The 25,705-nt window shown below is 71.6% G+C and carries 24 protein-coding genes and 3 pseudogenes; 18 read left to right on the forward strand and 9 right to left on the reverse strand.

Translation table 11 applies throughout. The features are described from left to right. Positions 1-15: 15 nt before the first annotated feature. On the forward strand, positions 16-1,119 hold the full coding sequence (locus ACFYZJ_RS02155; protein WP_388561860.1) for a HoxN/HupN/NixA family nickel/cobalt transporter: 1,104 nt from the start codon (positions 16-18) through the stop codon (positions 1,117-1,119). 22 nt (positions 1,120-1,141) lie between these two features. Here ACFYZJ_RS02155 and ACFYZJ_RS02160 read toward each other — a convergent pair whose 3' ends face one another. Beyond that, positions 1,142-1,900 carry a YcnI family protein gene (locus ACFYZJ_RS02160; RefSeq protein ID WP_388561862.1) on the reverse strand — a complete coding sequence of 253 codons (759 nt, stop codon included), beginning with the start codon at positions 1,898-1,900 and terminating at the stop codon, positions 1,142-1,144. Between the two features lie 41 nt (positions 1,901-1,941). Next, complete coding sequence (locus tag ACFYZJ_RS02165; RefSeq protein ID WP_388561864.1) at positions 1,942-2,658, reverse strand: hypothetical protein; 717 nt, start codon at positions 2,656-2,658, stop codon at positions 1,942-1,944. Here ACFYZJ_RS02165 and ACFYZJ_RS02170 point away from each other — a divergent pair. The 8 genes and pseudogenes from ACFYZJ_RS02170 to ACFYZJ_RS02205 form a co-directional block, all read left to right on the forward strand. Beyond that, the gene (locus ACFYZJ_RS02170) at positions 2,657-3,055 is read left to right on the forward strand and encodes a molybdopterin-binding protein (protein ID WP_388561866.1); all 399 of its coding nucleotides are present in this window, start codon (positions 2,657-2,659) and stop codon (positions 3,053-3,055) included. The two genes, ACFYZJ_RS02165 and ACFYZJ_RS02170, sit on opposite strands and share 2 nt — an antisense overlap. Positions 3,056-3,229: 174 nt before the next feature. Further along, complete coding sequence (gene modA / locus ACFYZJ_RS02175) at positions 3,230-4,048, forward strand: molybdate ABC transporter substrate-binding protein (RefSeq protein ID WP_388562212.1); 819 nt, start codon at positions 3,230-3,232, stop codon at positions 4,046-4,048. After that, the gene (modB, locus tag ACFYZJ_RS02180; RefSeq protein WP_388561868.1) at positions 4,045-4,896 is read left to right on the forward strand and encodes a molybdate ABC transporter permease subunit; all 852 of its coding nucleotides are present in this window, start codon (positions 4,045-4,047) and stop codon (positions 4,894-4,896) included. Before modA ends, modB begins: the two co-directional genes overlap by 4 nt. Beyond that, positions 4,893-5,984 (forward strand): ABC transporter ATP-binding protein, encoded by a 1,092-nt coding sequence (locus ACFYZJ_RS02185; protein WP_388561870.1) that lies wholly within the window; start codon positions 4,893-4,895, stop codon positions 5,982-5,984. The genes modB and ACFYZJ_RS02185 overlap by 4 nt, the downstream gene beginning before the upstream one ends. Before the next feature lie 147 nt (positions 5,985-6,131). Beyond that, positions 6,132-6,551, forward strand: coding sequence for a molybdopterin-binding protein (locus ACFYZJ_RS02190; protein WP_388561872.1), 420 nt, complete (start codon positions 6,132-6,134; stop codon positions 6,549-6,551). A gap of 119 nt (positions 6,552-6,670) precedes the next feature. Beyond that, positions 6,671-7,336 carry a DedA family protein gene (locus tag ACFYZJ_RS02195; protein ID WP_388561874.1) on the forward strand — a complete coding sequence of 222 codons (666 nt, stop codon included), beginning with the start codon at positions 6,671-6,673 and terminating at the stop codon, positions 7,334-7,336. Then, entirely contained in the window at positions 7,333-7,986 is a 654-nt protein-coding gene (locus ACFYZJ_RS02200; RefSeq protein WP_388561876.1) for a phosphatase PAP2 family protein, read from the forward strand. Before ACFYZJ_RS02195 ends, ACFYZJ_RS02200 begins: the two co-directional genes overlap by 4 nt. A gap of 9 nt (positions 7,987-7,995) precedes the next feature. Beyond that, positions 7,996-8,578: pseudogene (locus ACFYZJ_RS02205) on the forward strand (response regulator transcription factor); the annotation flags it as partial. Between the two features lie 12 nt (positions 8,579-8,590). On the opposite strand, the gene ACFYZJ_RS02210 reads toward ACFYZJ_RS02205, so the two are convergent. Together ACFYZJ_RS02210 and ACFYZJ_RS02215 are read right to left on the reverse strand one after the other, a co-directional pair. Next, positions 8,591-9,562 (reverse strand): lysylphosphatidylglycerol synthase domain-containing protein, encoded by a 972-nt coding sequence (locus ACFYZJ_RS02210; protein ID WP_388561878.1) that lies wholly within the window; start codon positions 9,560-9,562, stop codon positions 8,591-8,593. Continuing rightward, positions 9,559-11,070, reverse strand: coding sequence for a hypothetical protein (locus tag ACFYZJ_RS02215; protein WP_388561880.1), 1,512 nt, complete (start codon positions 11,068-11,070; stop codon positions 9,559-9,561). Before ACFYZJ_RS02215 ends, ACFYZJ_RS02210 begins: the two co-directional genes overlap by 4 nt. Before the next feature lie 250 nt (positions 11,071-11,320). On the opposite strand from ACFYZJ_RS02215, the gene ACFYZJ_RS02220 reads away from it, so the two are divergent. Together ACFYZJ_RS02220 and ACFYZJ_RS02225 are read left to right on the forward strand one after the other, a co-directional pair. Next, a complete protein-coding gene (locus ACFYZJ_RS02220) occupies positions 11,321-11,722 on the forward strand; it encodes a BlaI/MecI/CopY family transcriptional regulator (RefSeq protein WP_388561882.1) in 402 nt (133 codons plus the stop codon). Next, complete coding sequence (locus tag ACFYZJ_RS02225; RefSeq protein WP_388561884.1) at positions 11,719-12,621, forward strand: M48 family metalloprotease; 903 nt, start codon at positions 11,719-11,721, stop codon at positions 12,619-12,621. The genes ACFYZJ_RS02220 and ACFYZJ_RS02225 overlap by 4 nt, the downstream gene beginning before the upstream one ends. 72 nt (positions 12,622-12,693) lie before the next feature. On the opposite strand, the gene tatA is transcribed toward ACFYZJ_RS02225, so the two are convergent. Continuing rightward, entirely contained in the window at positions 12,694-12,960 is a 267-nt protein-coding gene (gene tatA, locus ACFYZJ_RS02230; protein WP_388561886.1) for a Sec-independent protein translocase subunit TatA, read from the reverse strand. A 146-nt stretch (positions 12,961-13,106) separates the two neighbouring features. Here tatA and ACFYZJ_RS02235 point away from each other — a divergent pair, with 146 nt between their 5' ends. Beyond that, positions 13,107-14,633 carry an LCP family protein gene (locus ACFYZJ_RS02235; protein WP_388561888.1) on the forward strand — a complete coding sequence of 509 codons (1,527 nt, stop codon included), beginning with the start codon at positions 13,107-13,109 and terminating at the stop codon, positions 14,631-14,633. A gap of 7 nt (positions 14,634-14,640) precedes the next feature. Here ACFYZJ_RS02235 and ACFYZJ_RS02240 read toward each other — a convergent pair whose 3' ends face one another. Together ACFYZJ_RS02240 and ACFYZJ_RS02245 are read right to left on the reverse strand one after the other, a co-directional pair. Beyond that, entirely contained in the window at positions 14,641-15,318 is a 678-nt protein-coding gene (locus ACFYZJ_RS02240; protein WP_388561890.1) for a lytic transglycosylase domain-containing protein, read from the reverse strand. 42 nt (positions 15,319-15,360) lie between these two features. Beyond that, the gene (locus ACFYZJ_RS02245; protein ID WP_388561892.1) at positions 15,361-16,479 is read right to left on the reverse strand and encodes a TerD family protein; all 1,119 of its coding nucleotides are present in this window, start codon (positions 16,477-16,479) and stop codon (positions 15,361-15,363) included. A gap of 772 nt (positions 16,480-17,251) precedes the next feature. Between ACFYZJ_RS02245 and ACFYZJ_RS02250 the strand changes: the two genes are divergently transcribed. Further along, complete coding sequence (locus ACFYZJ_RS02250) at positions 17,252-18,100, forward strand: hypothetical protein (protein ID WP_388561894.1); 849 nt, start codon at positions 17,252-17,254, stop codon at positions 18,098-18,100. 146 nt (positions 18,101-18,246) lie between these two features. Then, on the forward strand, positions 18,247-19,005 hold the full coding sequence (locus ACFYZJ_RS02255) for a class F sortase (protein WP_388561896.1): 759 nt from the start codon (positions 18,247-18,249) through the stop codon (positions 19,003-19,005). A 377-nt stretch (positions 19,006-19,382) separates the two neighbouring features. Here ACFYZJ_RS02255 and ACFYZJ_RS02260 read toward each other — a convergent pair whose 3' ends face one another. Next, on the reverse strand, positions 19,383-19,922 hold the full coding sequence (locus ACFYZJ_RS02260; protein WP_388561898.1) for a zinc-binding dehydrogenase: 540 nt from the start codon (positions 19,920-19,922) through the stop codon (positions 19,383-19,385). A gap of 40 nt (positions 19,923-19,962) precedes the next feature. On the opposite strand from ACFYZJ_RS02260, the pseudogene ACFYZJ_RS02265 reads away from it, so the two are divergent. Beyond that, positions 19,963-20,395 (forward strand): annotated as a pseudogene (locus tag ACFYZJ_RS02265) (LuxR C-terminal-related transcriptional regulator); the annotation flags it as partial. An 18-nt stretch (positions 20,396-20,413) separates the two neighbouring features. Here ACFYZJ_RS02265 and ACFYZJ_RS02270 read toward each other — a convergent pair. After that, positions 20,414-21,271: pseudogene (locus ACFYZJ_RS02270) on the reverse strand (transposase); the annotation flags it as partial. 915 nt (positions 21,272-22,186) lie between these two features. Between ACFYZJ_RS02270 and ACFYZJ_RS02275 the strand changes: the two are divergent. From ACFYZJ_RS02275 to ACFYZJ_RS02285, 3 genes are all read left to right on the forward strand, one after another. Next, on the forward strand, positions 22,187-23,443 hold the full coding sequence (locus tag ACFYZJ_RS02275) for an aminotransferase class I/II-fold pyridoxal phosphate-dependent enzyme (protein ID WP_388561900.1): 1,257 nt from the start codon (positions 22,187-22,189) through the stop codon (positions 23,441-23,443). Further along, a complete protein-coding gene (locus tag ACFYZJ_RS02280; protein WP_388561902.1) occupies positions 23,443-24,882 on the forward strand; it encodes an FAD-dependent oxidoreductase in 1,440 nt (479 codons plus the stop codon). Before ACFYZJ_RS02275 ends, ACFYZJ_RS02280 begins: the two co-directional genes overlap by 1 nt. A 64-nt stretch (positions 24,883-24,946) precedes the next feature. Next, entirely contained in the window at positions 24,947-25,681 is a 735-nt protein-coding gene (locus ACFYZJ_RS02285) for an SDR family NAD(P)-dependent oxidoreductase (RefSeq protein WP_388561904.1), read from the forward strand. The last annotated feature ends 24 nt before the right edge of the window (positions 25,682-25,705 follow it).

The raw sequence follows: 25,705 nt of genomic DNA on the forward strand, positions 1-25,705 counted from the left end.
CTGGAGCGTGACCGTATGACCCTGACCGACCCTGCCCTGCCCGAGGCCGCCTCCTTCCGCTGGCGGCGCGAGGACACCCTGCGGACCGCCGGACTGCTGGCGGTGATCGCGGCCCTGCACGTGGCGGCGTTCGGGGTGTTGTTCCTGCTGGTCGTGCCCGAGCACTACGAGGTCGGCTCCAAGGCGTTCGGCATCGGGCTCGGCGTCACCGCGTACACGCTGGGCATGCGGCACGCCTTCGACGCGGACCACATCGCCGCCATCGACAACACCACCCGCAAGCTGATGGCGGACGGCAAGCGGCCGGTGTCGGTCGGGTTCTGGTTCGCGCTCGGGCATTCCAGTGTGGTGGTGGTGCTCGCCGCGCTGATCGCCGGGGGCACCCAGCTGGCCGGGCGGCTGATGAACGAGAACTCCCGTACGCACCAGGTGCTCGGCGTGCTCGGCACGACGGTCTCCGGCTCGTTCCTCTATCTCATCGCGGCCCTCAACCTCGTGGCGTTGATGGGCATCCTGCGCGTGTTCCGGGCGATGCGTGCGGGGACGTACGACGAGAAGGAACTCGAAGCCCACCTGGACTCCCGGGGTTTCATGAACCGGATCCTCGGCCGCTTCACCCGGTCCATCAGCCGCCCCGGGCAGATGTTCCCGCTCGGCTTCCTGTTCGGCCTGGGCTTCGACACCGCGACCGAGGTCACGCTGATGGTGATGGCGGGCAGCGGGGCGGCGGCTGGGCTGCCCTGGTACGCCATCCTGTGCCTGCCGCTGCTGTTCGCGGCCGGGATGAGCCTGTTCGACACCCTCGACGGCACGTTCATGAACTTCGCCTACCAGTGGGCTTTCTCGAACCCGGTCCGCAAGGTGTTCTACAACCTCACCATCACCGGACTGTCGATCGCGGTGGCCTTCCTGATCGGCACGATCGAGCTCGTCGGAGTGTTGCACGACAAGCTGGACCTGCGGGACGCGGTGACGGGCTGGATCGCCGGGCTCGACCTCGACAACGTGGGCTTCGTCATCGTCGGGCTGTTTGTAGTGGTGTGGGCGGCCGCCCTCGCGTACTGGCGCCTGGCGAAGGTCGAGGAGCGCTGGGCTCCCCGCCCCGCCGACGGCAGGTGACGCCGGCGGGTCGGGGAGCCGGTCACTCGTCTCCGGAGGAAGCGGAGGAGCCGGTGGTGCGGCCGCGGGCGATCGCGAAGCCCGCGGCGGCAAGGCCCAGGACGCCTACGACGAGACCGGCGATGCCGAGCCCGCGGGCCGTGGAGTCGCTGGTGGCGGCGGCCTTCGTCGTGGAGGTGCTCGCCTTCTCGTCGGTGCCGGCGGGCGCCGCGGTGGAACCGCCGCCCTCCGCCGTGCCCTTGGCGGTCAGCTGGAGCACCGGCGCCGGGTTCTCCGGCTCGCCCTGCCCCTTCTGGGCCTCCTCGATCCAGCGGACGACATTGCCGTCGGAGTAGGTCTGCAGCGTCTTGAACGTCAACTGGTCCGTGTTCTCGGGGAGTTGACCGAAGGCGACGTTGAAGTCCTGGTACTGGCCGTGCCGGATACGACCGCCGGTCCAGGTGATCTGGGAGACCGCGTCGGTGATCGTGCCGTCGTCCGTCTTGACCGGGTTCTTGAGCTTGGTGGTGGTCACCTGCGCCGTCCAGCCGTCCTGCGGAGTGACCAGCACGCCCAGGATCGGGTGGTCGGTGGGCAGGAAGACCTGCACCTTGGTGGTCGCGGCGGTGTCCTCCTCGTTGGGCACCCGGAAGGTCAGCACGCCGTCCGTGGCCCCCTTGGCGTAGCTCTGGGGGTGGACGGTGACATGGGCGAAGGCCGCGCCGGCCGCGGTGAGGACACCGGCGGCGGCGAGCGCGGCGACGGTGGTGGCGCGGCGCAGGGTGGTACGCATGAGGGACATGGCTGGGCAAGCTCCGTACTGGTGCCGGGTGTTGGGGGGTTTCAGACGGTGTACGGGGCTGCCGGGGGCGGGCCGCGCCGGTACAGGGCGTGGCGGAGCAGCACCTGCCCCGGGAGCCGGCGCCGGTGGGCGTGGGGGCGCGGCGGCCTGACGTACGCGGGCAGCGGTGCCGTACGCCACCGGAGCGCGAGGCGCGGGACGACGGCGGCGGCCTCGCGCAGCAGCGTCCACAGGGCGGCCTCGCCGCGCCGCAGGCACCAGGAGGCCAGCAGGGCGGCGGCCAGATGCGCGGCGACGGCGTGCGAGGTCATGGCGTGCGACAGGGCGGCCATGGGCATGCCGGGCATGGCGTGCGCCATCCCTGGCATGTCCATCGGCATCCGCGCCGGCCCGGCCGCGTCGAAGGCGAGATGGAGTCCGCCCTGCACGACGAGCATCGCGAGCGTGATGCCGGACAGCGAGCGCTCACGGCCGGCGAGCACCGCACCGGCGGCGAACACGGGCAGGAACCCGGCCGCGTCCACCCACACCGGCGGCACCGCGCCGGTGGCCAGCGTGTGTCCGCCGACGGCGAGCAGTACGCACACGACGGCGAACACCGCCGCACGCAGGCTCCGCACCGCCCAGGACACATCCACGAGGTGGGATCCTGCCATGCGGACACCCGCGATCATGCCCGTTTCCGCAGATCCGGCGTGCCGGGGGCGCGGCGGGCGCATGGTGGCCGGGGTGGCGCGGGCGCCTATCGTGGCGCGCATGCAGTCCTACACAATCGGCCAGGCCGCCCGGCTGCTCGGGGTGAGCCCGGACACCGCGCGGCGGTGGGCGGACGCGGGGCGCGTGGCGACCCGGCGTGACGAGAGCGGGCGGCGGGTCATCGACGGCAGGGACCTGGCCGCGTTCTCGGTGGAGTTGGCGCGCGGCGGCACCGGCGAGGAGGACGTCCCCTCGTACACCTCGGTCCGCAACGCCTTCCCGGGGATCGTCACCGCCGTGAAGCTGGGTGACGTGGCCGCCCAGGTGGAGATCCAGGCGGGCCCGCACCGCCTGGTGTCCCTGCTGACCCGGGAGGCCGTGGAGGAACTCGGCCTGGAGGTCGGCATGGAGGCCACCGCCCGGGTGAAGTCGACGAACGTCCATATCGACACGGCCTGAGAGTGTCACACGGCGACACTCCCGTACGAACGCACATGCCCACCCTTTTCGCTCGGCAGCCAGGCTTGCGCCATGTGACAGGAGTCTTCCGGATCGCATCTGCGCCAGTATGATCGGCGTATCGGAGGGGTGTGCGCTGCTCCCTCCTGGACGAGCAGAGGGAGTGGACCCGTGATGACCCGTTCCGCGCGCCGGCCCCGCCGGATGGTGCAGGTGACCGGCGCGGGGGCCGCCGCGCTGCTGGCCCTGACCGCCTGCTCCTCCTCGTCGGACTCCGCCAGGACGGCGGGGTCGGCCGCGTCCCCGTCGCCCAAGGTGTCCGGCACGGTCACCGTCTTCGCCGCCGCCTCCCTCAAGGAGAGCTTCACGACCCTGGGCAAGGAGTTCGAGAAGCAGCACCCCGGCACGAAGGTGTCCTTCAACTTCGGCGGCAGCGACACCCTCGCCGCGAGCATCACCGGGGGCGCCCCCGCGGATGTCTTCGCGGCGGCCAGCCCCAAGACCATGGCGATCGTGACGGACAAGAAGGACGCGGCCACCACCCCGGTCACCTTCGTGCGCAACCAGTTGGAGATCGCCACTCTGCCGGGCAACCCGGACAAGGTCTCCTCCCTGAAGGACCTCACCAGGTCCGGCCTGAAGGTCGTGCTGTGCGACAAGACGGTGCCCTGTGGGGCCGCCGCGCAGAAGGCGCTGACCGCGAGCGGTCTGAAGCTGACGCCGGTGTCGTACGAACAGGACGTCAAGAGCGCCCTGAACAAGGTGGAGCTGAAGGAGGCCGACGCCGCGGTCGTCTACAGGACGGATGTAAGGGCGGCGGGTGACAAGGTGCGGGGCGTGGAGTTCCCCGAGTCCGCCAAGGCCGTCAACGACTACCCGATCGCCCTGCTCAAGAACGCGCCCGACGCCGAGGCCGCGAAGGCGTTCATCGCACTGGTGACTTCCGCCGAGGGGCGTGAGGTCCTGACCCGGGCAGGTTTCCTGCAGCCATGACGCGGATCGACGCGTCCGACGCCGCGGCCGACACGCTGGTGGGCGGACCGCGGCGCGCACGTGTCCGCCGTCCCGGTGTTCCGCTGCCGCTCCTGCTGCCCGCGCTCGTGGGCCTGGCGTTCCTGCTGCTACCGCTGGTGGCGCTGCTCGTCCGGGCCCCGTGGCACACCCTGCCGGACCAGTTGACCAGCGCCGAGGTGTGGCAGGCGCTGCGGCTGTCCCTGGTGAGCGCCACCGCGGCGACGGCCGTGAGCCTGGTCCTCGGGGTGCCGCTCGCGTGGCTGCTGGCCCGTACGGACTTCCCGGGCCGGGGACTCCTGCGGGCCCTGGTGACGCTCCCGCTGGTGCTGCCGCCGGTGGTGGGCGGTGTGGCCCTGCTGCTGGCGCTCGGCCGCAACGGCGTGGTGGGGCGGTGGCTGGACTCCTGGTTCGGGATCACGCTGCCGTTCACCACGGCCGGGGTGGTGGTCGCCGAGGCGTTCGTGGCGATGCCGTTCCTGGTCATCAGCGTCGAGGGCACGCTGCGGGCCGCCGATCCGCGCTACGAGGAGGCCGCCACGACACTCGGCGCCTCCCGCTTCACCGCGTTCCGCCGGGTGACGCTGCCGCTGATCGCTCCCGGCATCGCGGCCGGGGCGGTGCTGGCGTGGGCGCGGGCGCTCGGCGAGTTCGGGGCGACGATCACCTTCGCGGGCAACTTCCCGGGCCGTACGCAGACCATGCCGCTGGCCGTCTACCTGGCCCTGCAGAACGACCCGGCGGCGGCGATCGCCCTGAGCCTGGTGCTGCTGGCGGTGTCGATCGCAGTCCTGGCGGGGCTGCGGGACCGCTGGATGACGACGTCATGACCCATACCCACCAGGCCACCTCCCAGAGCGTCCCCGTCGGCACGGGCGGTGACGGCCTCGACGCGCGGATCGTCGTCGAGCGCGGTTCCTTCCGGCTCGACGTGGCGCTGACCGTCGCGCCCGGGGAGGTGGTCGCGCTGCTCGGGCCCAACGGCGCCGGGAAGACCACCGCCCTGCGCGCGCTGGCCGGGCTGGTCCCGCTCTCCGGCGGTCATCTGCGGCTCGACGGGGTCGCGCTGGAGCGTACTCCGCCCGAGGCGCGCCCCGTCGGTGTCGTCTTCCAGGACTACCTGCTCTTCCCGCACCTGTCCGCGCTGGACAACGTGGCCTTCGGCCCGCGCTGTAGGGGCACGTCCAAGGCCGAGGCGCGGGCGGTCGCCGCCGGATGGCTGGAGCGGATGGGGCTCACCGAGCACGCGGGCGCCAAACCGCGCCGGCTCTCCGGCGGCCAGGCACAGCGTGTCGCGCTCGCCCGGGCGCTGGCCGTCCGGCCCCGGCTGCTGCTGCTCGACGAACCGCTCGCCGCGCTCGACGCCCGCACCCGGCTGGAGGTGCGGGGCCGGCTCCGCCGCCATCTGGACGAGTTCGAGGCGGTGGCCGTGCTGGTCACCCACGATCCGCTGGACGCGATGGTGCTCGCCGACCGACTGGTGGTCGTGGAGCACGGCCGGGTCGTCCAGGAGGGCAGCCCGTCCGACATCGCCCGCCATCCGCGCACCGAGTACATCGCCCAGCTCGTCGGGCTCAACCTGTACCGGGGGACGGCGCAGGGGCACGCCGTACGGCTCGACGCCGGGTGCTCGATCACCACTGTCGAGGACCTGTCCGGACCCGTCTTCGTGGTGTTCCCGCCGGGTGCGGTGACCCTGTTCCGGGACCGGCCCGACGGCTCCAGCGCGCGCAACCTGTGGCGCTGCGAGGTGGCGGGTCTGCAGACGCACGGCGACCAGATCCGCGCCGACCTCACCGGAGAGCTGCCACTCGCCGCGGATCTGACCACCGTCGCCGCCGCCGAACTCGGACTGCATCCGGGCGCCACGGTGTGGGCCACGGTCAAGGCGGCACAGACGCACGCGTATCCCGCCTGAGGCACGGACCGAGACATGTCCGGCCGTCCGACCGTCCCACCGTCCGGCCGGCCTGACGCGCCGCCCGAAGAGGGCCCCCATATCCCGCTACCGTGGGAACGGTCAGGACAGAACCGTCCATTCTCCCCATGCCAACGAGGGCCGCCCATGAACCTGAGCATCCGCAACCAGATTCCCGGCACCGTCACGTCCATCACCCCGGGCGACGTCATGGCGGCCGTCAAGGTCAGGTTGGACGGGGGGCAGGACATCACGGCGGCGGTCACCGCGGAGGCCGTCGACGAGTTGGACCTCGCTCCGGGCGCCTCCGTGTACGCCCTGGTCAAGTCGACGGAGGTGGCGCTCGCCGACGCGGCGGTGGAGGGCGTTTCCCTCCGGAACCAGTTGCCCGGTACCGTCGACCGCGTCACCACGGGCGGGGCCATGGCGTCGGTGAAGGTCACGATCGTGGGCGGGGCTCTCACGGCCGTGATCACCAAGGACGCCGCGGAGGACCTCGGCCTCCTGCCCGGCTCCTCGGTCGTCGCGCTGATCAAGTCCACGGAGATCTCACTCGCGACGCCCTGAGGGGAACGCTCGCCGTCCCATCATCGTCTACAGTTCAGTAGACGGTCTACACGAATGTAGTCAACCGCCGGGTGACGCCGCGTCGCGCCCGGCCTCCCGCACCGGAAGGGCTCGCGACGATGGCCACACCCTTGTCCCTCGGATCACAACTCGCGGTGAACGTGCTGGACGCCCAGTCCCTGCTCGCCGCTTTCGGGGTGCTGGGCGTGGGCGTGGTGCTGTTCGCGGAGACCGGCCTGCTGATCGGGTTCTTCCTGCCCGGCGACTCGCTGCTGTTCACGGCGGGCCTGCTGTGCACCGGTTCCGGGCAGCAGGGGGTGAAGCTGTCGCTGCCGGCGCTGCTGGTCGCCGCGGCCGTGGGCGCGCTCGCCGGGTCCCAGTGCGGTTATCTGCTCGGCCGCAAGGCGGGCGGCGCGCTGCTGGCCCGCAGCCGCTCGGCCCGCCTGCACGAGGGCGCGCGCCGCGCCGAGGAGCTCCTGGAGCGGTACGGACACGCGAAGGCGATCGTCCTGGCCCGGTTCGTCCCCGTGGTGCGCACGGTGCTGAACCCGATGGCGGGCGCGTTGCAGGTGCCGGTGCGCACCTTCACCGTGTGGCAGGTGGTCGGCGGCCTCGTCTGGAGCCTCGGCCTCACCCTCGCCGGGTACGCCCTCGGCTCGTCGGTGCCGAATGTCGACAAGTACCTGCTGCCGATGGTCGCGGTGATCGTCCTGGTCTCCGTGATCCCGGTCGCCCTGGAGGTGCTGCGCTCCCGCCGGGCCGCCAAGGAGGGTGCCCGCGGATGACGTACGCCTTCGACGGTGCACCGATCGACGGCTGGGCCTACAGGGACGTGGTGGACCTGGCCCGTCGTACCCCCTCCTGGCTGGACTCGCTGGTCTCGGCCTGGTCGACGTACGGGCTCGGGGTGTTCGCCGTGCTGATGGTCCTCGCCTGGTGGCGGGCGCGCCGCACCGGCTCCGGGGCCGCGCTGCTCGCCCTGGTGGTGCCGCTGTCGGTGGTGCTGGCCTACGCCGCGAACTCCGTGCTGAAGCTGCTGGTCCGCGAGGACCGGCCCTGTCAGAGTCTGCATGTGGTCACCCTGGAGGCGTGTCCGGCGCCGGGGGACTGGTCGTTCCCGAGCAACCACACGGCTATCGCCGCGGCGGCAGCGGTCGCCGTGTTCTTCGTCTCGCGCCGGATCGGGTACGTCGCGCTGGTGGCGTCCGCTGCGATGGCGGTCTCCCGGGTCTGGGTCGGCGCCCACTACCCGCACGACGTGGTGGCCGGGTTCGTGGTCGGCGCCCTGGTCGCGTCGGCCACGATGATCCCCCTGAGCCGCCACTCGGACGCCCTGGCCCACCGCCTTCAGGCCACTCGGCTGCGTCCGCTGCTGGTGGCGTCCACGACGGCCGGCCGGGACACCGCCGCGGAGCGGGCGGGCACTCCCGCGTAGGGCCGGACGATGCGTCGCAGGATCCTGGTGGTCGAGGACGATCACGCGTTGCGGGACGTACTGCTGCGCGGGCTCGGGGACGAGGGGTACGACGGCGTGCCCGCGCCGGACGGTGCGACGGCGTTGCGCCTGGCCGGTGACGACGTCTCCGCGGCCGTCCTCGACATCGGGCTGCCGGACGCGGACGGGCGGGACGTGTGCCAGGCGTCGGGGCGAACGGCTTCCTCGGCCCGGTCATCTTCCTGACGGCCCACCACCGGCTCACGGACCGGTTCTCCGGCTTCTCCGCCGGTGGCGACGACTATCTGCCCAAGCCGTTCCACCTCACGAACGCGCCGCCCGGCTACGGGCGGCGCTCAAACGGGCCGCGCCCCGCCCGGCGACCGCCGTCGGGGACCTGGTCCTCGACCCCGTCCGGCACGGCTTTACCGTGCGGGGCGTCCATGTCGTCCTGACACCGACGGAGTTCCGGCTGCTGGCCGCGCTGACGACGGCGTCCAGGGACATCGTCAGCCGCCGCGAGCCGGCCCGGGCGGGCCGGCCCGAGGGCGCCCTGGTCAGCGACAACCATCCTGACCGCGCCGCGGCCCGGGCGGTCCCGAGGTCACAGCACCCTGCGCCGCACCAGCAGGCCCAGCACCAGCAGCCCGGGCAGCAGTGGCAGCCAGACCGTCAGCAGGCGGTAGCCGAGGACCACGGAGGCCGTCGCGGTGCCGGGTGCGCCGCTGAGCGAGAGGGCGAGGGCGAGGGCGGCGTCCAGCCCGCCGATGCCGCCCGGGGTCGGCAGCAGGACGGCGGCGCTGCTCGCCACGAAGTAGGCCAGCGCCACCCGCCCGGGCGGCAGCGGCACGGCGAGGGACCGGGTCACCGCGATCACCACCAGCGCGTGCAGCGACGCGAAGGCCAGCGAGCCGCCCCACAGGGCGACCGCCCGGCCGGGCAGCCGGTGGACGGCCCGTACGTCCGCGACCACTGCCCTGGCGGCACGGCGCACCGGCCCGGCCAGCAGCACCACGAGCGCGGCGGCCGCCAGGGCGGCGGCCACCAGCAGGACCGTGGAGGCGCGCGGCAGGCGCAGCAGCCCGGGGCCGGCGAGCGCGAGGACGGCGATCAGCGCGCCGCGGGTTACACCCCCGGCGGTGGCCTTGACCGCGAGCGCGGTCGCCGAGCGGGTCACGGGCAGCCCGCAGCGGGTCAGGAAGCGCAGGTTGACGGCGCCCGCGCCGACGCCCGCGGGCAGCAGGTGGTTGGCGGCGGACGCAGCGAACTGCGCCGCCACCAGCCGCCCGCCGGGCAGCGACTCGGCCACCGCGCCCTGCTGGGCGAGCGCCGAGCACGCCCAGGTCCCCGTCGCGGCCGTCGCCCCCAGCAGCAGCCACCCCGGGTCGGCGCCGGTGAGCCGGTCCGCGCCGGACGCGATCACCGGCCAGTGGCGCAGGGCGAGAAGGGCCGCGGCGACGAGCACGGCGAGGGTGAGAGCCGCCTGCCAGGGCGCGCGGCGGCGCAGGACCCCGGTCCGGGCGGTCGCCGCCACCCGGGTGTCCGGCGTCGCCTCGGTGGCCGTCGGAGGAGTCATCCGCGTCCGCCCCCGGCCGTGGGCGAGACGAGGATGCGGACGCCGTCGACGGTGTGCGCCCTCCAGCCACGGGTGTACGACGGCGGGTGGTCGGTGGGGGTGCCCAGATAGGCGACGGGCATGCGCCCGGCGGTGCTCGCGATGCCGGTGGCGGTGCTGTTGGCGTTGGGGCCGCTGGTGGCGGCGGAGGCGCAGCCGCCGTAGAAGGCGATGGGGACGGCCTCGTTCCCGGTGAGCAGGCAGGGCGGACGGACCCCGAGCCGGTGCAGTTCGGCGGCGGTGCGGGACCAGCCGCGGTGGTCGGCGGTGGTGCGGGCCACCGTCCGGTGCAGCACCGCGAACTGGACCGCCAGGTGCCCGGCGAGCCCGATCGCCACCAGCGTCGCGGCGACCGGCCGCCACCGGCCGTCCCGCCCGGTGACCAGGTGCAGGAGCGCGTCGGCGACGGGGATCGCGAGCAGGGCGTAGGAGGGGAGCAGGAAGCGGGGCGCGGCGTAGCCGATGAGGAAGAGGTACGGGAAGGCCGCCGTCGCCGCGCAGGCCAGTGGCACCAGGGTGCGGGAGGGGGGTGCCGGGCGGCGGGCCCTGAGCGCGACGGCTGCGGCGAGTACGGCGAGCAGGGGCAGGAGGAACCACCAGGCGGTCACCGCCGGACTGGGCAGCGGGCCGGAGCACGGGCGGCACAGGGCGCGCCCGCCGAGGCTGCGCAACTGGTCCCCTATGGCGATGCTCCAGCCCAGGCCGCCCTGGATCCGGGAGCCTTCAGCGAGGCGGTGCAGGAGGCCGCCGTAGCCGGCGTAGGCCTCGACGATCCACTGGATCGCGCCGGCGACGAGCCCGCCCACCAGGGCGGACAACAGCGGCAGCCTGCGCCATCGCGGGAAGAACAACGCCAGGACCAGCAGCGGCGCGGTGACCCAGACCCCGTCGGCGGGCCGCATCCACGTCATCAGCGCCGCGCCCGCGGCGAGTCCCCACAGGGCTGCCCGGTCGGTGCTGTCGGCGTGGGCGCGCAGGAAGCAGCCGGTGCCGGCCAGGGCGCCGATCGCGACCCAGTAGTTGGGCATGACCTGCGGGCCGTAGAACAGGGTCACCCACAGGCTCGCGAACAGGGCGCCCCCGAGGGCGAGCACGCGGCCCGGGAACAGCCCGCGCCAGAGGCGCAGCGCGAGGAACAGGGCGGCGGAGGAGAGCACCGCCAGATAGATCCTGAGCAGTGCGGTGGAGGACGACCACCAGGTGACGGGCGCGACCAGCAGGGATATGCCCCGGGCGCGGGGAGCGCTGAAGTACGCGGCGGGGGCGTGCGCGCTGATCTGGCTGACATAGACCGTCTCGTCCCAGCCGAGTCCCATGCCCGGCCGTACGAGGACGAGCTGGGCCAGCGCGAAGGCGCCCGCCACCGCGGCGATCAGGCCCTGGCCGCGGTCCCGCCACGACATGCCGGCCACCGACGGCGCTGCGAGCCGGCGGACGCCTGCGAGCGTGGTGTGCGAGCTGTTGGCCATGACCCACCTCTCACCCCTACGGGCCGTAGGGGCATCACACCCTACAAGCCGTAGGGTCGACGATGGAAATCAGGAAAGAAGCAGGTAAAACACGGACAAGCTAACGCGGGCGGCCGAGGGGTGCAGCGCGAAACCGCGGGTCACCCGGCCTGCTCGCGGGCACTTTTACTCCAATGAGGTGAACCGGCGCACAGGCGGCACGGCTCCACCTCGCGGCCGACGCTCCCCTACGCGCTGTAAGGTTACGGGCATGGCCGGCAGAGGCCCTGGGGGCAGGGCGGAACGACGCAGCAGCGGTGAGCTGGAGAGCGAGGTGCTCGCGACACTCTGGGCCACCGAGCAGGCGCTCACCCCGGCCGAGATCCAGGGCGAGATCGGCGGCGGCCTCGCCTACAACACCGTGCACACCATCCTCAAACGTCTGTACGACAAGGGACTCGTCCTGCGGGACGTGGACGGGCGGCGCGGCGCGTACCGGCCCGCGAAGAACGCGGCCGAACTGACCGCCGAGGCCATGCACGAGGCACTGGACCGCGGCCCGGACCCGATCGCCACGCTCCAGCAGTTCGTCTCCGGTCTCAGCCCCGAGGAGGAGCAGGCGCTGCGCGCCCTGCTCGGCGGGCGTCCCCTGCCCGACGGTGGTGGCACATGAAGATCGACGTCTACCTCCCGCTCCTGCTCTCGCTGCTGCTGGCCGCCGTCAGCCCGCTGGTCGGCCGGCGGGTGGCACCCGCGCTCGCGGCCCGGGTACTGACGGCCTCCGCCGTGTTCACCGCGGCCGCCACGGTCTGGTCGCTGGTGCTGCTCGCGGTCACCCTGGTGGGCCGGATGCCGCCGGTCGCCGCGGACGCCCGCGAGGACGGCCACCGGCTGCCGGACCCCGTCCCGGAGGCGATCGCCGTCGCCGCGATCCTGACTCTCGCGGCGGTGGCCCTGCGCGTGCACCGGGCCGTCCGCACCGAACGCCTGACGCGCCGCACCCTGCGGGCCCTGTGCGCCGGACAGCCGCCGGACACGGAACTGGTCGTCGCCGCCTCACCCGTGCCGCAGGCGTTCGCCATCCCGGGCGGTTTCGGCGCGCCGGGCCGGATCCTGGTCACCTCCGCGATGCTGAGCGCACTGGAACCGGCGGAGCGCCGGGTGCTGCTGGCGCACGAGCGGGCCCATCTGACCCACCGGCACGCGCTCCTGACGACGGCCGTGGCGCTCGCCACGGCGGCCGATCCGCTGATGGCACCCGTCCGCACCACGGTGACGTTCCTGGTGGAGCGGTGGGCGGACGAGCGGGCCGCCGACGCCGTCGGGGACCGTGGCACCACGGCCCGCGCCCTGGCGCGCGCCGCGCTCAGCGCCGGGCGGCGCCCTGCGGCGTGCGCGCTGTCCTTCACCGACCGCGCGGTCACCCGCCGCATCGCCGCCCTCCAGGCGGGCCCGCTCCCGCACCTGTGGCCACTGGCCGCGACGACACTGGCGCTGGGCGCCCTACCGGCGCTGGGGGCGGCGGACGCGACCGGGGATCTGCTGCGACTGCTCGGGCACGCCCTGGTGTGACACGGCCCCTCCCGCCCGGAGGCCCGACATCCCGTCAACCTGCAATGGGCTCCGCAGGATTGAGGGCCGGACTCAGCGGACGGTGCCACTCTCCCCCACCGGGCGCGCCGAGGCCGTCTCCCCGGGGGCCGCCTGGATCACGCGCTCCGCCGCCGGCTCCGTGGAGGCGGACGGCACGCTGTCGCCGTCCTCCTTCATGGCCTTGACCTCGCTCTTGAGGATGCGCATCGACTTGCCCAGCGCACGAGCGGTGTCCGGCAGCTTCTTGGAGCCGAACAGCACGATGATGACGATCGCCACGATCAGCAGGTGCCAGGGCTCGAGGCCGTTGCGGAGCATCCCCGCCCACCCCTTCTCTTCCACGGACCGGGTGCCCGCCCGCCGCGTGGCACCCCCTGAGATTGTTGCTACATTGCGCAACTGTACAACCATCAGGCGGGGCCGGTCGTCCCCTCCGCATGAGTCTCATGGATGAGGGCGCAGCCATGCCGACGAGCCGCCAGGCCACCCCGTCCCGCCACCACCCCGGGACCGAGCCCCCCAGCCTCGGCGGCCGTGCGACAGGGCGCCGCGAGCGCCATCCGCTGCGCATGTCCCTGGCCGTCGCGCTCACCATCGTGGTGCTCGGTACGGCCGGCCTGGGGTGGATCTACCTCAAACTGAACGGCAACATCGACACCTTCGACGCCGGCGGCCTGTCGAAGAACCGGCCGGGGGCCGGGTCGTCGAAGGGCGAGAACGTCCTTGTCATCGGCACGGACGCGCGCACGGGAGGCAACTCCGCGCTCGGCGGCGGCGACAGCAATGACATAGGCCGCTCCGACACCACCTTTCTGCTCCACATCTACGCCGACCACCGGCACGCCGTCGCCGTCTCGATCCCCCGCGACACGCTGGTGACCATCCCGCCGTGCAGACTCCCGGACGGCACCTGGACCAAGCCGCAGCCGAACACGATGTTCAACGCGGCCTACTCGGTCGGGGAGACCGCCAAGGGCAACCCGGCCTGCACCCAGAACACGGTGGAGAGCCTCACCGGGCTGCGTGTCGACCACACGGTCGTCGTCGACTTCAAGGGCTTCGCGGCCCTGACGGACGTGGTCGGCGGGGTGGAGGTGTGCGTGCCGCAGGACGTGTACGAGGGGGACCTCAACCCCAACCGCGGCACCCGGGGAGCGCTGCTGTTCAGGAAGGGCGTGCGGAACGTGTCGGGGCAGAAGGCCCTGGACTACGTGCGCATCCGGCACGGCATCGGGGACGGGTCGGACATAGGCCGCATCAAGCGTCAGCAGGCGTTCGTGGCCGCCCTGATCAAGAAGGTGAAGAGCGACGGACTCACACCGGCCGATTTGCTGCCGCTCGCCGACGCCGCCACCAAGTCCCTGACCGTCGATCCCGGGCTGGGCTCCGCGAACAAGCTGATCTCCTTCGCGATGGCGTTGAAGGACATCGACCTGCACAACACCAAGTTCCTCACGATTCCCTGGCGGTACGTCGGCGAGCGCGTGGCGGTCGTCGAGCCGGACGCGTCGGAGCTGTGGGCCGGGCTCAGGGCGGACCGCACGATCGACGGCAAGGACGCCGCCGGCACGAAGGGCAAGGCCCGCGCCTCCGCCTCACCGAGCCCGAGCGCGGACGTCTCCGGGGCCGGCATCGACGTCGCGGTCTACAACGGCACCACCACCGGCGGCCTGGCCTCCCGCGCGGCGGCGTCCCTCACCCGGCACGGCTTCACGGTCACCGGCACCGCCAACGCGATCAGCCAGGACCACGTGAGCACGGTCATCGAGTACGGCACCGGCCTGAGGAGCCCGGCCGAAACGGTGGCCCGGCTCTTCCCCGGCGCGCAGCTGACGCCCGTCACCGGCACAGGCATCGATGTCGTGCTGGGCCGGACCTATGCCACCGCCGCCCCCTCGGCCTCGCCGGCACCCACCGCCCTGCCCTCCTCGGTGGCTGCCGGCGCCCGCTCCGCCGACGACGACCCGTGCTCCAACCTCTCCTACGGGTGACGCAGCCCTACGAAACGCCGACCGCCTTGCCCGCCTTCGTCCAGTTGGCGTGCAGGCAGTCGAGGTAGGAGCGGGCCTGGGGACCCGGGGTCGCTCCGCGCGCGAAGGCGAGCATGTTGCCCACGCCGGCGTTGTAACCGAGGGCCAGCAGGTCGTCCTCGGTGTAGGACGCGGACCGGCCGGCGGGCAGCTGCGCGGCCAGGTCGTGCAGGTACCAGGCCGCGGACTCGATGGCCAGGTCCCGGTCGTCGGGCAGTTCCTCCCAGCGGCGGCCGGCGAAGTCCCGGCCCTGTTTGACCGCGTCGAAGGTGGCGCGGTGCATGTTGGCGATGCCGAAGGCGGCGTCCGGTTTGTACTTCTGCCAGGCCCGTTCCAGGGCCGGATCATGGGGCTTGTAGGCCTCGTTGTAGAGGATCGCCATCAGCAGCCGGGCATCGATCCCCGCCTGGTGGGCCCGGGCCCGGACCTGCGGCGCGTAGTCGGCCGGGTCGTACGCCGACGCGCTCTGCGGCGTGGACGGCCTCGGAGAGTGGGAGGCGGAGGACGGGGTGGAGGCGGGGGTGGACGCCTCGGCCGGGGGTGGCGCGCTGGACTGCGGGGTGCCGGCGGCCCGGACGATGACGTACAGGGCGAGGGCCAGCACCAGCACGGCAAGCCACTTCCGCCGCCACCGGGACTCGGCCATCTCTCGCCCCTCTCCCCCTGCTCCTTCCCGCCTCCCCTACCGTCACTCCTCGTAGTAGTTGTTGACCACGACGTCCGGTTCGTCGTCGTCGAACGCCTCGTTGAGCAGCGCGCCGCCGATCAGTCCGGCCGCGCCCGCACCGATGAGCGCACCCGTGCCGAAGCGGCGGCCGCCCCCGTGCTGCTGGTGGTCCGTGTACGGACCGGGCTGGCCCTGCTGCGGATACCCCTGCTGCACGGGCTGCGGGTAACCCTGCTGCACGGGCTGCGGATACCCCTGCTGCACAGGCTGCGGGTAGCCCTGCTGGGGCGGGGTGTAGAACGGCGGCACCGTCGTCTGCACGCGCTGCGCACAGCCACCGCACGCCTGGATCTGCCGGGGCACGCCCCACTGTGGCGACCAGGTCACCGTCGTGATGCCGGGGCCGTGGGTCGGGTCGAAGAAGCACGTCATGGGGGAACTCCCTGAGGGTTGCGGCGACGGGGTGACCGTCTGCGGCTGCGACCGCGGGGTCGTGGTGGGGGCGGATGCGAACGACGGACCGGCGTTCGGGTCGAACTCCGCGACGGTGACGGGTGGCGCCGGGCTCGCGCTCTCCTCCAGCACGCTGACGCCGTAGTCGGTGGCGATGCCCGCCAGCCCGGAGGCGTAGCCCTGGCCGACGGCGCGGAACTTCCACTCCGCGCCATGCCGGTACAACTCGCCGAGGACCAGGGCGGTTTCCGCGGTCAGACCAGCGGTCGCGAGGTCGTAGCGGGCCAGTTCGGCACCGCCGTCCTCGTCGACGACCCGAATGTGGGCGCCGCCGAGGTGCGCGAAGGTCTGGCCGCGGACCGGGGCGTCGTAGAGCGACACCAGGAAGACGATCTTCGTGACCTCGTTCGGGACTCCCATGAGGTCGACGTGGATCTGCTGGTCGTCCACGCCGAGCGGGCCGCCGCTGCCGGAGTGGCGGACCGAACCGTCCGGGGTGCTCAGGTTGTTGAAGAAGACGAAGTGCTCGTCGGACAGCACCTTGCCGCTCCGGTCGCACAGCAGTGCGCCGGCGTCCAGCTCGTAGCCCGTGTTCGCCCGCCAGCCCAGTCCCACCGTCACGGCAGTCAGGCCTTGGGCCTGCTTGCTCAGCGACACGTTGCCGCCCTTGGTCAGGGCCACACCCATCGACGTCCTCCACGGCCTTGTCGTCGTCCGCGTCCACCATGATCGACGCATCCGGAGGCTCATCAGTTCCCGGATTGCGCAAAAGACAAAGTACGGGAGCCGGACCGTCACCCGGGCGGCGCCATCGGGCCCGCCGGAGGGAAGCAGCCCAACCGCGCCGTCGGATCTCCGCCCCCCTCTCCGGTCACGGCTCCAAGGGCCTCTCCCCGATCACCGCATCCACCTCAGCCCGGCCGTCAGGCGCCCGCCTCGGCTCCGGGCGCGGGTTGCCCAGTATGGGCGAGCCTGCTCACGGATCCGACCCCGACATCACCGCCCGGGGCACGAGCCGACCCGATCGGCGCCATCGCTTCGAAGCGGGCGGCCCCGGCTGCTGACGGTGCGTCGCGTGAGACGTCCACGCGCCAAATGGTCGCTGCGGTTTCGGAGTTGGGCGTCGGGTCGAACACCTTTTCGTGCGCGGGTGCGCCCCTCCCCGGGCCGTCCCGAGATTTGATGTGGCGTCATGGGAGCGAGAACTTCGGCACATCGGTGTGCGGACGCGCGCTCGCCGCGCGTCCATTCGTGGTCGGACTAGTACTAACGGGTGTGCTGCCGACCGGGTTACTTTTCGGCCCGCAGGCACCCGGAGGGAGTACGACCTCGCTCGGTTGCCGTGTTCTGCGGTGGTGAGAGGCAGTCCTCGGGTTGAAGGTGATCACGTCGCTGCTGCGATTTCCCTGTGCCGGCGTGGTGCCGGCCTTCGTGGGTGGCGATGAAAGGACTACCTCTCATGCGAGCGACCCGGACCATGTTCGCCTCCGCGGCCATCGCCGCTGCCGTCGTGTTCTCCGCTCCCGCCGCGTTTGCCGTGTCGGTGCCCGAGCTTCGGGCTGCGGACGGCGGTTCCCACGGCGGCGAGGAGCACGGCCACCACAAGGGCAAGGAGCACGGCCACCACAAGGGCGGGGAATCCAACGACGAGGAGTACGGCGGCAAGAGCGAGGAATCCAGGGACGAGGAGTACGGCGGCAAGAGCGAGGAGCACAAGGGCGAGGAGAAGGGCGAGGAGTCCAAGGGCGAGGAGTACGGCGGCAAGAGCGAGGAGTCCAAGGGCGAGGAGTACAGCGGCAAGAGCGAGGAGTCCAAGGGCGAGGAGGGTGACAGCGACAAGGGCGGGGAATCGAAGGGCAAGAAGCACGGCAGTTCGAAGGACAAGCCGCGCGGTGGGGTGAAGGCCGGTGGCGGTGCCCTGGCCATGGCCAAGCAGGAAGGCGGCTGGTCGGGCGAGGACGACCAGTCCGCGCAGGACGACGAGCACGGCAGCGAGCGCGCCGGTGGTGGCTCGCGGTCGAAGGGCGACGAGGGCGAGGGGGCGAGCGGGAGCGAGGAGCACGGGAGCGAGGAGCACGGGAGCGAGGAGCACTCGGGCGGGAACGAGGAACGCGGGAGCGAGGAGCACTCGGGCGGGAACGAGGAGCGCGGCTCGAAGAAGCCGCGCGGTGGGGTGAAGGCCGGTGGCGGCGGGCTGGCGGAGTCCGGCAGCGGCCTGGCCGCGGGCTCGGTGCTGCTTCTCGGCGGCCTCGGGGCGGGGGCGTACATGCTGCGGCGCCGGGGCGCGTCGAGTGTTGCCGGTGCCTGATCGGCCGGCCCTTGCCGATTGCTGCGCGGTCGCGGCCGCTGTCGCCCTGAGAAGGGTGACGGCGTCCGCGGCTGCGGCGCTTGTGCCGGTTGCCGCCCGGCCCCTGAAGTCAGCCCCTCGCCCTCGTTGAGAAGAGGCATTGTCCGATGGCCCTCTCGCAGCCCGCCCCACCGGATCGGCCGCGGGGCGGATCCAAGCCCCGTCGTACCGCCGGCCGTGCTCTGCTGTGGCCGGCCGTGGCGGTGGGGTTGGGCGCTCTGCTCATCCACAACTCACTGACCGGCACCCCGGCGGACCCCAAACCGGCGGCCCCGACCACGGTCGCCGTCCCGCCCGCGAATCTGGACCCACCCGTGGACGCGGCCCCACCCGCGACCGCCACCCCGGTGGCTCCGGGACCGGACGCCACGGCGAGTCCCCGGCAGCGGGGGCTGCCGCGGTCGGCGCCGAAGCGGATCGCGATTCCGCAGATCGGGGTCGACGCGCCGTTCACGGAACTGTCCCTGGGGGCCTCCGGACACCTGACCCCACCGCCCGGGAACAACACCAACCTGGTGGGCTGGTACCGGGGCGGCGCCTCGCCGGGCGAGCGAGGCACGTCGATCGTGGTGGGTCATGTCGACACCAAAACCGGCCCGGCGGTGTTCGTGCTGCTGCGCACCCTCAAACCGGGCAGCAAGGTGGACATCACCCGCGACGACGGCATCGTCGCCCGGTTCAAGGTCGACTCGGTCGAAACCTTCAGCAAGGCCGGCTTCCCGGACGACCGGGTGTACGCCGATGCTCCGACCCCACAGCTCCGGCTGATCACCTGCGGCGGCGTCTACAACCGCAGCGTCCACGACTACGAGTCCAACGTGGTGGTGTTCGCGCATCTCGTCTCGGCCAAGCGCCCCTCGGCATGACCGCGGGGCGCGGCGGACCGGCGGCCCGCGGACAGCGGGCCGCCTGTGTCCGCGCGCGGGCCGCCCCCCGTGTCCGCGTGCGCTGCCCGTGTCCGCGTGCGCTGCCCGTATCCGCATGCGCCGCCCGTGTCCACATGCGGGCCGCCCGTGTCCGCGTGCGCCGCCCGTATCCGCATGCGCCGCCCGTGTCCGCATGCGCCGCCCGTATCCGCATGCGCCGCCCGTGTCCGCATGCGCCGCCCGTGTCCGCATGCGCCGCCCGTATCCGCATGCGCCGCCCGTATCCGCATGCGCCGCCCGTGTCCGCATGCGCCGCCCGTGTCCGCGTGCGGGCCTTCGCATCGCGCCCGTCCGGACGCGGACGACGCGCGCGCCGGTCAGTCGTCGAAGGTGACGACGACCTTCTCCGCGGCGCCGGGCGTCAGAGCCGGCTCGAAGGCGCGCTCGGCCGCGGCGAACGGCACGCGGTGGCTGATCAGCCGGGCGAACCGGTCCTGGTGCTCGACGAGTTCGGGGGTGACCTCGAAGATCTCGGTGGGGTACCCCTGGGAGGCGATCAGGGTGAGTTCGCTGCGGAGCATGCCGCCGAGGTCGAGCTCGGCGCCCTTCTTCTGCACCGCGACCATGACCAGCTTCGGGTGCCACTTGGCGCTCGCCACCACGGTGTTGAAGACGGCGGCCGCGCCGGCGGCGTCGAGGTGGATGTCGGTGCCGGGCCGGGGCCGGCCGAGCGCGTTCGCGGCCTCGCCGTGCAGGTCCGTCAGCCGCGCCGCCACGTCCTGCCGGCCGGAGTCGATGACGGCGTCGGCCCCGACGGCCAGTGCCTTCTCCAGCCGCGCGGGGACGACGTCGGCGACGACGACGTGCTCGACGCCACGCAGCTTGAAGCACCAGCCCTTCCCGCAGCAGGGCTGCACGGCAGCTCCACATCGCGGCTGCGGACCGCCGTCGGCTGCGGTGGCCGGTACGGCGCTCGCCGGCCTCCAGCGGGCCGCTGCCGGCGACGGCCACCACCTGGACGTGCGGATGCCGCCGCGCTTTCGTGACGAGGGTCTGCGGGCGGCCCTGGAGGCATGGGAGAAGATCCCCGGGCTGCCGATCCTGGTCCTTTCCCAGTACGTCGAGGAGACGTACGCGGCCGAACTGCCGGGCGGCGGCGCGAGCGGGGTCGGCTACCTGCTCAAGGAACCGCGTGGGCCGGGTCGAGGAGTTCCTCGACGCGCTGGAGCGCGTCGCGGCGGGCGGCACCGCTCTCGACCCGGAGGTCGTCACCGAGCTGCTCACCCGCCGCAGGGACACACCGCTCCACTGCCTCACCCCGCGCGAACGCGAGGTGCTGAAGCTGATGGCGGAGGGCCACGACAACGCCACCATCGCCCTGGTCTTCGTCGGGTCTGGCGGCCGGTCGTCAGGTGATGGCCGGGAGTGCGGTCAGCCGCTGCCAGCAGGTGGTGAACGAGGTTGCCCAGGGCCAGGTCCGCTCGATGCGCAGCCATCGGCGGCGGGCGTGGTCGGCGAGGCGGGCGGGCAGGTGGTAGAGGGGGAAGCGCATGGTGTCCGGCTCGGCGTGGGCCAGGCCGTCGATGTCGTGCAGGGCCAGCAGCCGCAGCCATGCGTCGAGATCGGCGGCGAGCGTCCAGCCGCGGTTCACCTCCCACGAGGCGGACGGCAGATTGCCCAGCCCCATCGCCTTGTTGGTGCGCACCCGGTCCTCGACGCCGGCGTGGGAGCGGTGCAGCACGTCCAGGAACTGGCTGTGGCCCGAGCCGGCGATGCCCCACATGTGACGGATGTTGGTCGCGGTGATGCAGTGGCGCCAGCCGGTCTTCTTCTCGAACGCGGTCAGCTTCTTCGGGTGCCGCCGGGTCGGGCGGACCCGGCGCACGATCAACCGCATGCCCTCGGGCCAGCCCTCACGGGTGTTCAGTCCGGTCAACTCGGCGACGAAGTAGCCCTCCTGGAGGATGCCGTCCTGGTGCACGGAGGCCTCCCAGGCCATCTCGGGCAGGCGAACGATGGCTTTCTCGTCGTCTTTGGTGATCTTCCAGCCGACGGTGTAGCGGACTGTGCGCCGCGTGGTGTTCAACGCTTCGAGATGTTCGAGCAGCCCATGCGTGGCCCCTGCCCCGTCCACCCTGACCAGGATCTTCGCGGCCGACGTTCCGGGGATCTGCGCGAGCGCGTCGCTGAGCACGGCGATGTGGTCGGCCATCGTGTTCGCCCCCGCGTTGCCCGGCCGCAGCAGCATCGCCAGGGACTCCGTGGTGTTCGCGCACCACGCGGCCGGCGGATGAAACCCGTACGTCTTCTTGAAGGTGACCGCTGCCCCGGCCTTCTTGTGCGGTGAGCCCCGCCCTTCCGCGTGTCAGAAGATCTTGCGGAGTTTGCGGCAGGCGGCCGGCAGGCGCCACTCGCCGCAGGCTCCGTCCTCGCCGGAGCGGCGCAGCCGACTGAGCCTGCGCTTTGTCGGAAGCGGACGCGGCCCCGGTTCAACCGGCAGGGCGGAGTTGGGATGTGCGCCTCATGTACCCGGGACAGCGGGTGGCTGACGGTGATCTCACAAAGGACCCGGCGTCATACACACGTTGCCCGGATGCCGCGACTCCCAACTCCCTGCTCTTGCTGTATCCACGGTGCGAGGGGAAGCACACACGGACTCCGGCAATGCGCAGAAGTGGTCCGGTGATAACAATGAAATCCGGCCAGTTCCAGATAGCGCCACGAGGCGGTACACCGGGGTCACATCCGAGGCAGCCAAGAAACCGAGGGAAGAGCGTAGGCATGAACAGGCCATACCTCAGGGCGTTGTTGCCCCACGACTCGCGTCTCTGTTAGCTTTTCATTTAAGCGCTACAGGGAGGGGGCACGGGGGAGTACCGCGCTGTCGAGCAGATTCGAGCATTTTTGCTGACGACTTCCGTTCGGGACGGCTTTCGGTTCCGCGCTGGTTCCTGAATGCCGCCGATCCACCTAATGTTTACCTCCACGCTGGCCGACGCCGCGTGTTTTCGGTGTGATCACACCTTCCCGGATTTCGCGGATAATCATCTGCCCCGGATCCGGGGCGTACCGGAGTGTCAACTCCCGGGCGTACGCATGTCCCGTCTTCCGCCAGAACGTGCGATGTGCCGGTGCGGCTTCTCGTCACGCCCAGTAGCATCCGAATCTTATCGAGGTCGATATGACAGAACCTTCCAAACCGACCCGGCTCAGGAACACCCCCTTCGTCATCAAGGAGTCGTCCGCCCAGTACAAGCGCGCGGTCGGCAGCAACCTGATGCAGGTCAGCATCACCGGACGCAAAGGCAAGAGCGTATTCCTCCCGGACGGCCGGGACGTGGTCGAGTTCGTGAACTGCTCCTATCTGGGCCTCGACCTCCACCCCCGGGTCATCGCGGCCTCGAAGTCGGTGGAGGACGAGTGGGGAATGAATTTCTGCTGCGCTCGTTCGCGCTTCTCCTTCGAGGCACAGCGACTGCTCGAAGAGGAGTTGTCGGAGCTTTACCGGGGCCGCGCCATCACGTTCCCCTCGACGACCACCGCTCACATCTCCCTGATGCCGTTGCTCGCCAGCGGTGTGCTTTTCGAGGAGGGTGCGACGCGGAAGGCGTGCCTGATCTTCGACCAGTTCGCCCACTCGTCCATGCAGTATCTGAAGCCGGTGCTGGCCGCGGAGGCGACGGTCGAGTCGGTCCCGCACAATTCGCTCGAGGACCTCAGGCGGCAGGTGATGGCGGCGCGGGCGCGGGGAGAGACTCCGGTGTACGTGGCCGACGGCATCTACTCGATGGGCGGGCTGTGCCCCGCCCGCGAACTCCTGGACATGGCGGAGGAACTGGACTTCTTCCTCTACGTCGACGACGCCCACGGCCTTGGCATCTTCGGGGAGCGGGGTGAGGGGCAACTCCTCAGCCAGACCGGGGGCGACGTTCCCGACCGTGTCATCCTGACCTACTCGCTCTCGAAGGGATTCGGTGCCTACGGCGGCGGCCTCCTCGTCCAGGGCGAGTGGCGGGAGCGGCTCATCCGCTCCTACGGCCAGGTTTACGCGTTCTCTGCGGCGCAGACCTTCCAGGCGGTCTACGCGTGTCGAGCCGTGGTGGACCTGCACCACGAGGGGGCGATCGCCCCGCTGCAGCGGACCCTGCGCGAGCGGGTGGCGCTGTTCGACGAACTCATGGGGCGGCCCCTGCCGTTCAGCCCCATCCGGATGGTTCCGATCGGGGACGAGGAGAACGCCCTCAAGGCCGGTGAGGAGCTGCTCGACGCGGGCTACTTCGCCTCCGTCGTCTTCTTCCCCATCGTCCGGCGGAAGTCTGCACAGCTGAGGCTGTGCATCGCGGCCAACCACACGGAGGACCACATCCACGGGGTGGCCGCCGCACTGAGGGACGTGCAGGCCAAGTACGCGACCGTCACAGTCCCGGAGGGTGGCTGATGAAGCGCAAGGAAATCCATGTGGTCGTTGGCGCGGGGATCGCCGGCTGTCTTGCCGCGATCACCCGCAGCCGCGCGGGTTACGAGGTCGTCGTCCTGGAGGAGCAGCGGGCGCGCTCCGAGGGCACGTACCCCGTGTGCACCCGGACCAGCAACATCGTCAGTGAGAACCACAGCGGCGCCGAGTACCCCTTCGATCCGCAGAGCGCACGGGACTGCCTGGACGGCCGCATCGAGAATGAGCAGTTCTTCCCCGAGCTGATCTACGGCGGCAAGACCTACAGCCGCATCATCGCGTCCCAGAGCATGATGGACGACGGCCACGACATCGTCGGCCAGTGCCGCGCCAATATGGACGTCATCCGCTCGCACTACGCCCAGCGGTGCGAGGAGGACCCGGTGAACGCCGTCTTCGGCGAGCCGTCGGTGATCTGCCGCGAGGTCCCGGCCGTCGAGGGTGTCAACGATGTGGCGGCCGGCTTCCTCACCCCCCAGCGGGGGATGAATCCGGTGCTCGTGTCCACCGTGCTCGACTGGGAGCTGCGGCAGTGCGGGGTCGACTTCCGCGAGGGCAGCAGCGTGGGATCGGTGAGCCGCCGCGCCGACGGCCGGTACGAGGTGGTCTACACGGCGGCCGACGGGACCTCCGACACGCTGGTCGCCGACCAGGTCAGCCTCTGCGGCGCGACGTACGCCTTCGGGATGGCCAAGCGGCTCAACCCGGAGATCGAGTTCCCACAGCTGTTCATGGCCCTGCGGGAGATCCTCTACGTCGACCTCCCTGACGGCACGGACAAGAACTTCACCTGCCTGAAGCTGGAGGACTCCTACGGCGGCATGCTCAGCCCGCTCAACGAGCACGTCGCGATGATCTACCACCCTCCGGCCGCGCATGTGATGAACATCGTGATGGACCCGGTCTCCTGCGCCCCCCCGGCCGATTACGCGCGCTACCTGGCCGAGGGACACCCGGAGATGCGGGAGCGCGCCGAGCGGACGGTGAACCGGCTGCGGGAGTTCTACCCGGAGCTGCGCAGGTCGAAGATCCTGGGGGTCTACCTCAAGGTCGCCATCAACACAGTCTCGGACTCGCGGGTGCGGCGGAACATCGGCGTCTTCGGGGTCCACCCCGGCGCCACGATGACCGTGCTGCCCAAGTGGACGATGTGCGCGGTCAACGCCAAGAAGGAACTGGCGCTGGCCCTGGAGCACTCGCGGACCTCGGGCAACGTGACGCCGGACGAGGTCCGGGAGATCCTGGCCGGCGCGACGCGCACCTGCTGGGAGACGGTGCCCGACTGGGCCCGGAAGCCGGAGTTGCTGACCGCTCAGGCGAAGAAGCACGCGGTCAACATGAGCGTTCCCGAGGAACTCGCCCTGAGGTTCCGGGACGTCACCTACCCCTCGGGCGCACAGCACGTCACCCTCGGTTCGGCGTAGCAGAGGACGCCGCCCACCCCTTGCACGAGAACGGGGCCGTGACCCTCGTGGAATGGATGAGTATATGCCAAAGAAGACCATCGTGATCACGGGTGCCGGAATGGGCATCGGGGCGGCGACCGCACGGCGGCTGGCCCCCGGGAACCGGCTCATTCTGCAATACCACACGTCGAAGACGGACGCCCTCGCCCTGCAGGAAGAACTCGCGCCGGTGGGCGCCGGGGTCGATGTCGTCGAGGCCGACCTGACCTCAGACGCGGGCTGTACGGCGCTGTTCGAGGAGATCAGCAAGCACACCGACACCCTGGACGCCCTGGTCAACAACGCGGGCGGAATGATCGAGCGGCAGTCAGTGGATAGTCTGGCCTGGGACCACCTCGCCGCCACGTTCGCGCTGAACACGTTCTCCGCGATGCGGCTGACCGGTCTGTGCACCCCGCTGCTGCGCAAGGGCAGCCACCCGTGTGTCATCAACATGACCTCGATCGCCATGCGCCACGGAGCACCGACCGCGACCGCCTACGGGGCCTCCAAGGCCGCCATGGACGCCTTCACCCGGGGCGCCGCCCATGAGCTGGCCCCGCACATCCGGGTCAATGCGGTGGCGCCCGGAATCATCGACACCCGCTTCCACGAGCGCGTCACCTCCGCGGAGAAGATGAAGCAGTTCATCGAGAACACCCCACTGAAGCGGACCGGCACGGTGGAGGACGTCGCCCGCACCGTCGAGTACCTGATCGACAGCACCTTCGTCACCGGAGAAACGATTGACTGCAACGGCGGCCTCTCCATGCGGTAGCCGTACCGCCTGCGGCCCTCGGTC

Source organism: Streptomyces sp. NPDC001848, assembly GCF_042891915.1.
Classification (GTDB): Bacteria; Actinomycetota; Actinomycetes; order Streptomycetales; family Streptomycetaceae; genus Streptomyces.

What these genes read in the sequence shown, in the direction of transcription:
- ACFYZJ_RS02255 (WP_388561896.1), top strand. Translation starts at nt 18,247, where the DNA reads ATGGCCCTCTCGCAGCCCGCCCCACCGGATCGGCCGCGGGGCGGATCC.
- ACFYZJ_RS02210 (WP_388561878.1), bottom strand. Translation starts at nt 9,562, where the DNA reads ATGACTCCTCCGACGGCCACCGAGGCGACGCCGGACACCCGGGTGGCG.
- ACFYZJ_RS02275 (WP_388561900.1), top strand. Translation starts at nt 22,187, where the DNA reads ATGACAGAACCTTCCAAACCGACCCGGCTCAGGAACACCCCCTTCGTC.
- tatA (WP_388561886.1), bottom strand. Translation starts at nt 12,960, where the DNA reads ATGCTCCGCAACGGCCTCGAGCCCTGGCACCTGCTGATCGTGGCGATC.
- ACFYZJ_RS02250 (WP_388561894.1), top strand. Translation starts at nt 17,252, where the DNA reads ATGCGAGCGACCCGGACCATGTTCGCCTCCGCGGCCATCGCCGCTGCC.
- ACFYZJ_RS02195 (WP_388561874.1), top strand. Translation starts at nt 6,671, where the DNA reads ATGGCCACACCCTTGTCCCTCGGATCACAACTCGCGGTGAACGTGCTG.
- ACFYZJ_RS02225 (WP_388561884.1), top strand. Translation starts at nt 11,719, where the DNA reads ATGAAGATCGACGTCTACCTCCCGCTCCTGCTCTCGCTGCTGCTGGCC.
- ACFYZJ_RS02160 (WP_388561862.1), bottom strand. Translation starts at nt 1,900, where the DNA reads ATGTCCCTCATGCGTACCACCCTGCGCCGCGCCACCACCGTCGCCGCG.
- modB (WP_388561868.1), top strand. Translation starts at nt 4,045, where the DNA reads ATGACGCGGATCGACGCGTCCGACGCCGCGGCCGACACGCTGGTGGGC.
- ACFYZJ_RS02200 (WP_388561876.1), top strand. Translation starts at nt 7,333, where the DNA reads ATGACGTACGCCTTCGACGGTGCACCGATCGACGGCTGGGCCTACAGG.
- ACFYZJ_RS02215 (WP_388561880.1), bottom strand. Translation starts at nt 11,070, where the DNA reads ATGGCCAACAGCTCGCACACCACGCTCGCAGGCGTCCGCCGGCTCGCA.
- ACFYZJ_RS02280 (WP_388561902.1), top strand. Translation starts at nt 23,443, where the DNA reads ATGAAGCGCAAGGAAATCCATGTGGTCGTTGGCGCGGGGATCGCCGGC.
- ACFYZJ_RS02220 (WP_388561882.1), top strand. Translation starts at nt 11,321, where the DNA reads ATGGCCGGCAGAGGCCCTGGGGGCAGGGCGGAACGACGCAGCAGCGGT.
- ACFYZJ_RS02240 (WP_388561890.1), bottom strand. Translation starts at nt 15,318, where the DNA reads ATGGCCGAGTCCCGGTGGCGGCGGAAGTGGCTTGCCGTGCTGGTGCTG.
- ACFYZJ_RS02190 (WP_388561872.1), top strand. Translation starts at nt 6,132, where the DNA reads ATGAACCTGAGCATCCGCAACCAGATTCCCGGCACCGTCACGTCCATC.
- ACFYZJ_RS02155 (WP_388561860.1), top strand. Translation starts at nt 16, where the DNA reads ATGACCCTGACCGACCCTGCCCTGCCCGAGGCCGCCTCCTTCCGCTGG.
- ACFYZJ_RS02165 (WP_388561864.1), bottom strand. Translation starts at nt 2,658, where the DNA reads ATGCGCGCCACGATAGGCGCCCGCGCCACCCCGGCCACCATGCGCCCG.
- ACFYZJ_RS02245 (WP_388561892.1), bottom strand. Translation starts at nt 16,479, where the DNA reads ATGGGTGTGGCCCTGACCAAGGGCGGCAACGTGTCGCTGAGCAAGCAG.
- ACFYZJ_RS02235 (WP_388561888.1), top strand. Translation starts at nt 13,107, where the DNA reads ATGCCGACGAGCCGCCAGGCCACCCCGTCCCGCCACCACCCCGGGACC.
- ACFYZJ_RS02285 (WP_388561904.1), top strand. Translation starts at nt 24,947, where the DNA reads ATGCCAAAGAAGACCATCGTGATCACGGGTGCCGGAATGGGCATCGGG.
- modA (WP_388562212.1), top strand. Translation starts at nt 3,230, where the DNA reads ATGACCCGTTCCGCGCGCCGGCCCCGCCGGATGGTGCAGGTGACCGGC.
- ACFYZJ_RS02185 (WP_388561870.1), top strand. Translation starts at nt 4,893, where the DNA reads ATGACCCATACCCACCAGGCCACCTCCCAGAGCGTCCCCGTCGGCACG.
- ACFYZJ_RS02170 (WP_388561866.1), top strand. Translation starts at nt 2,657, where the DNA reads ATGCAGTCCTACACAATCGGCCAGGCCGCCCGGCTGCTCGGGGTGAGC.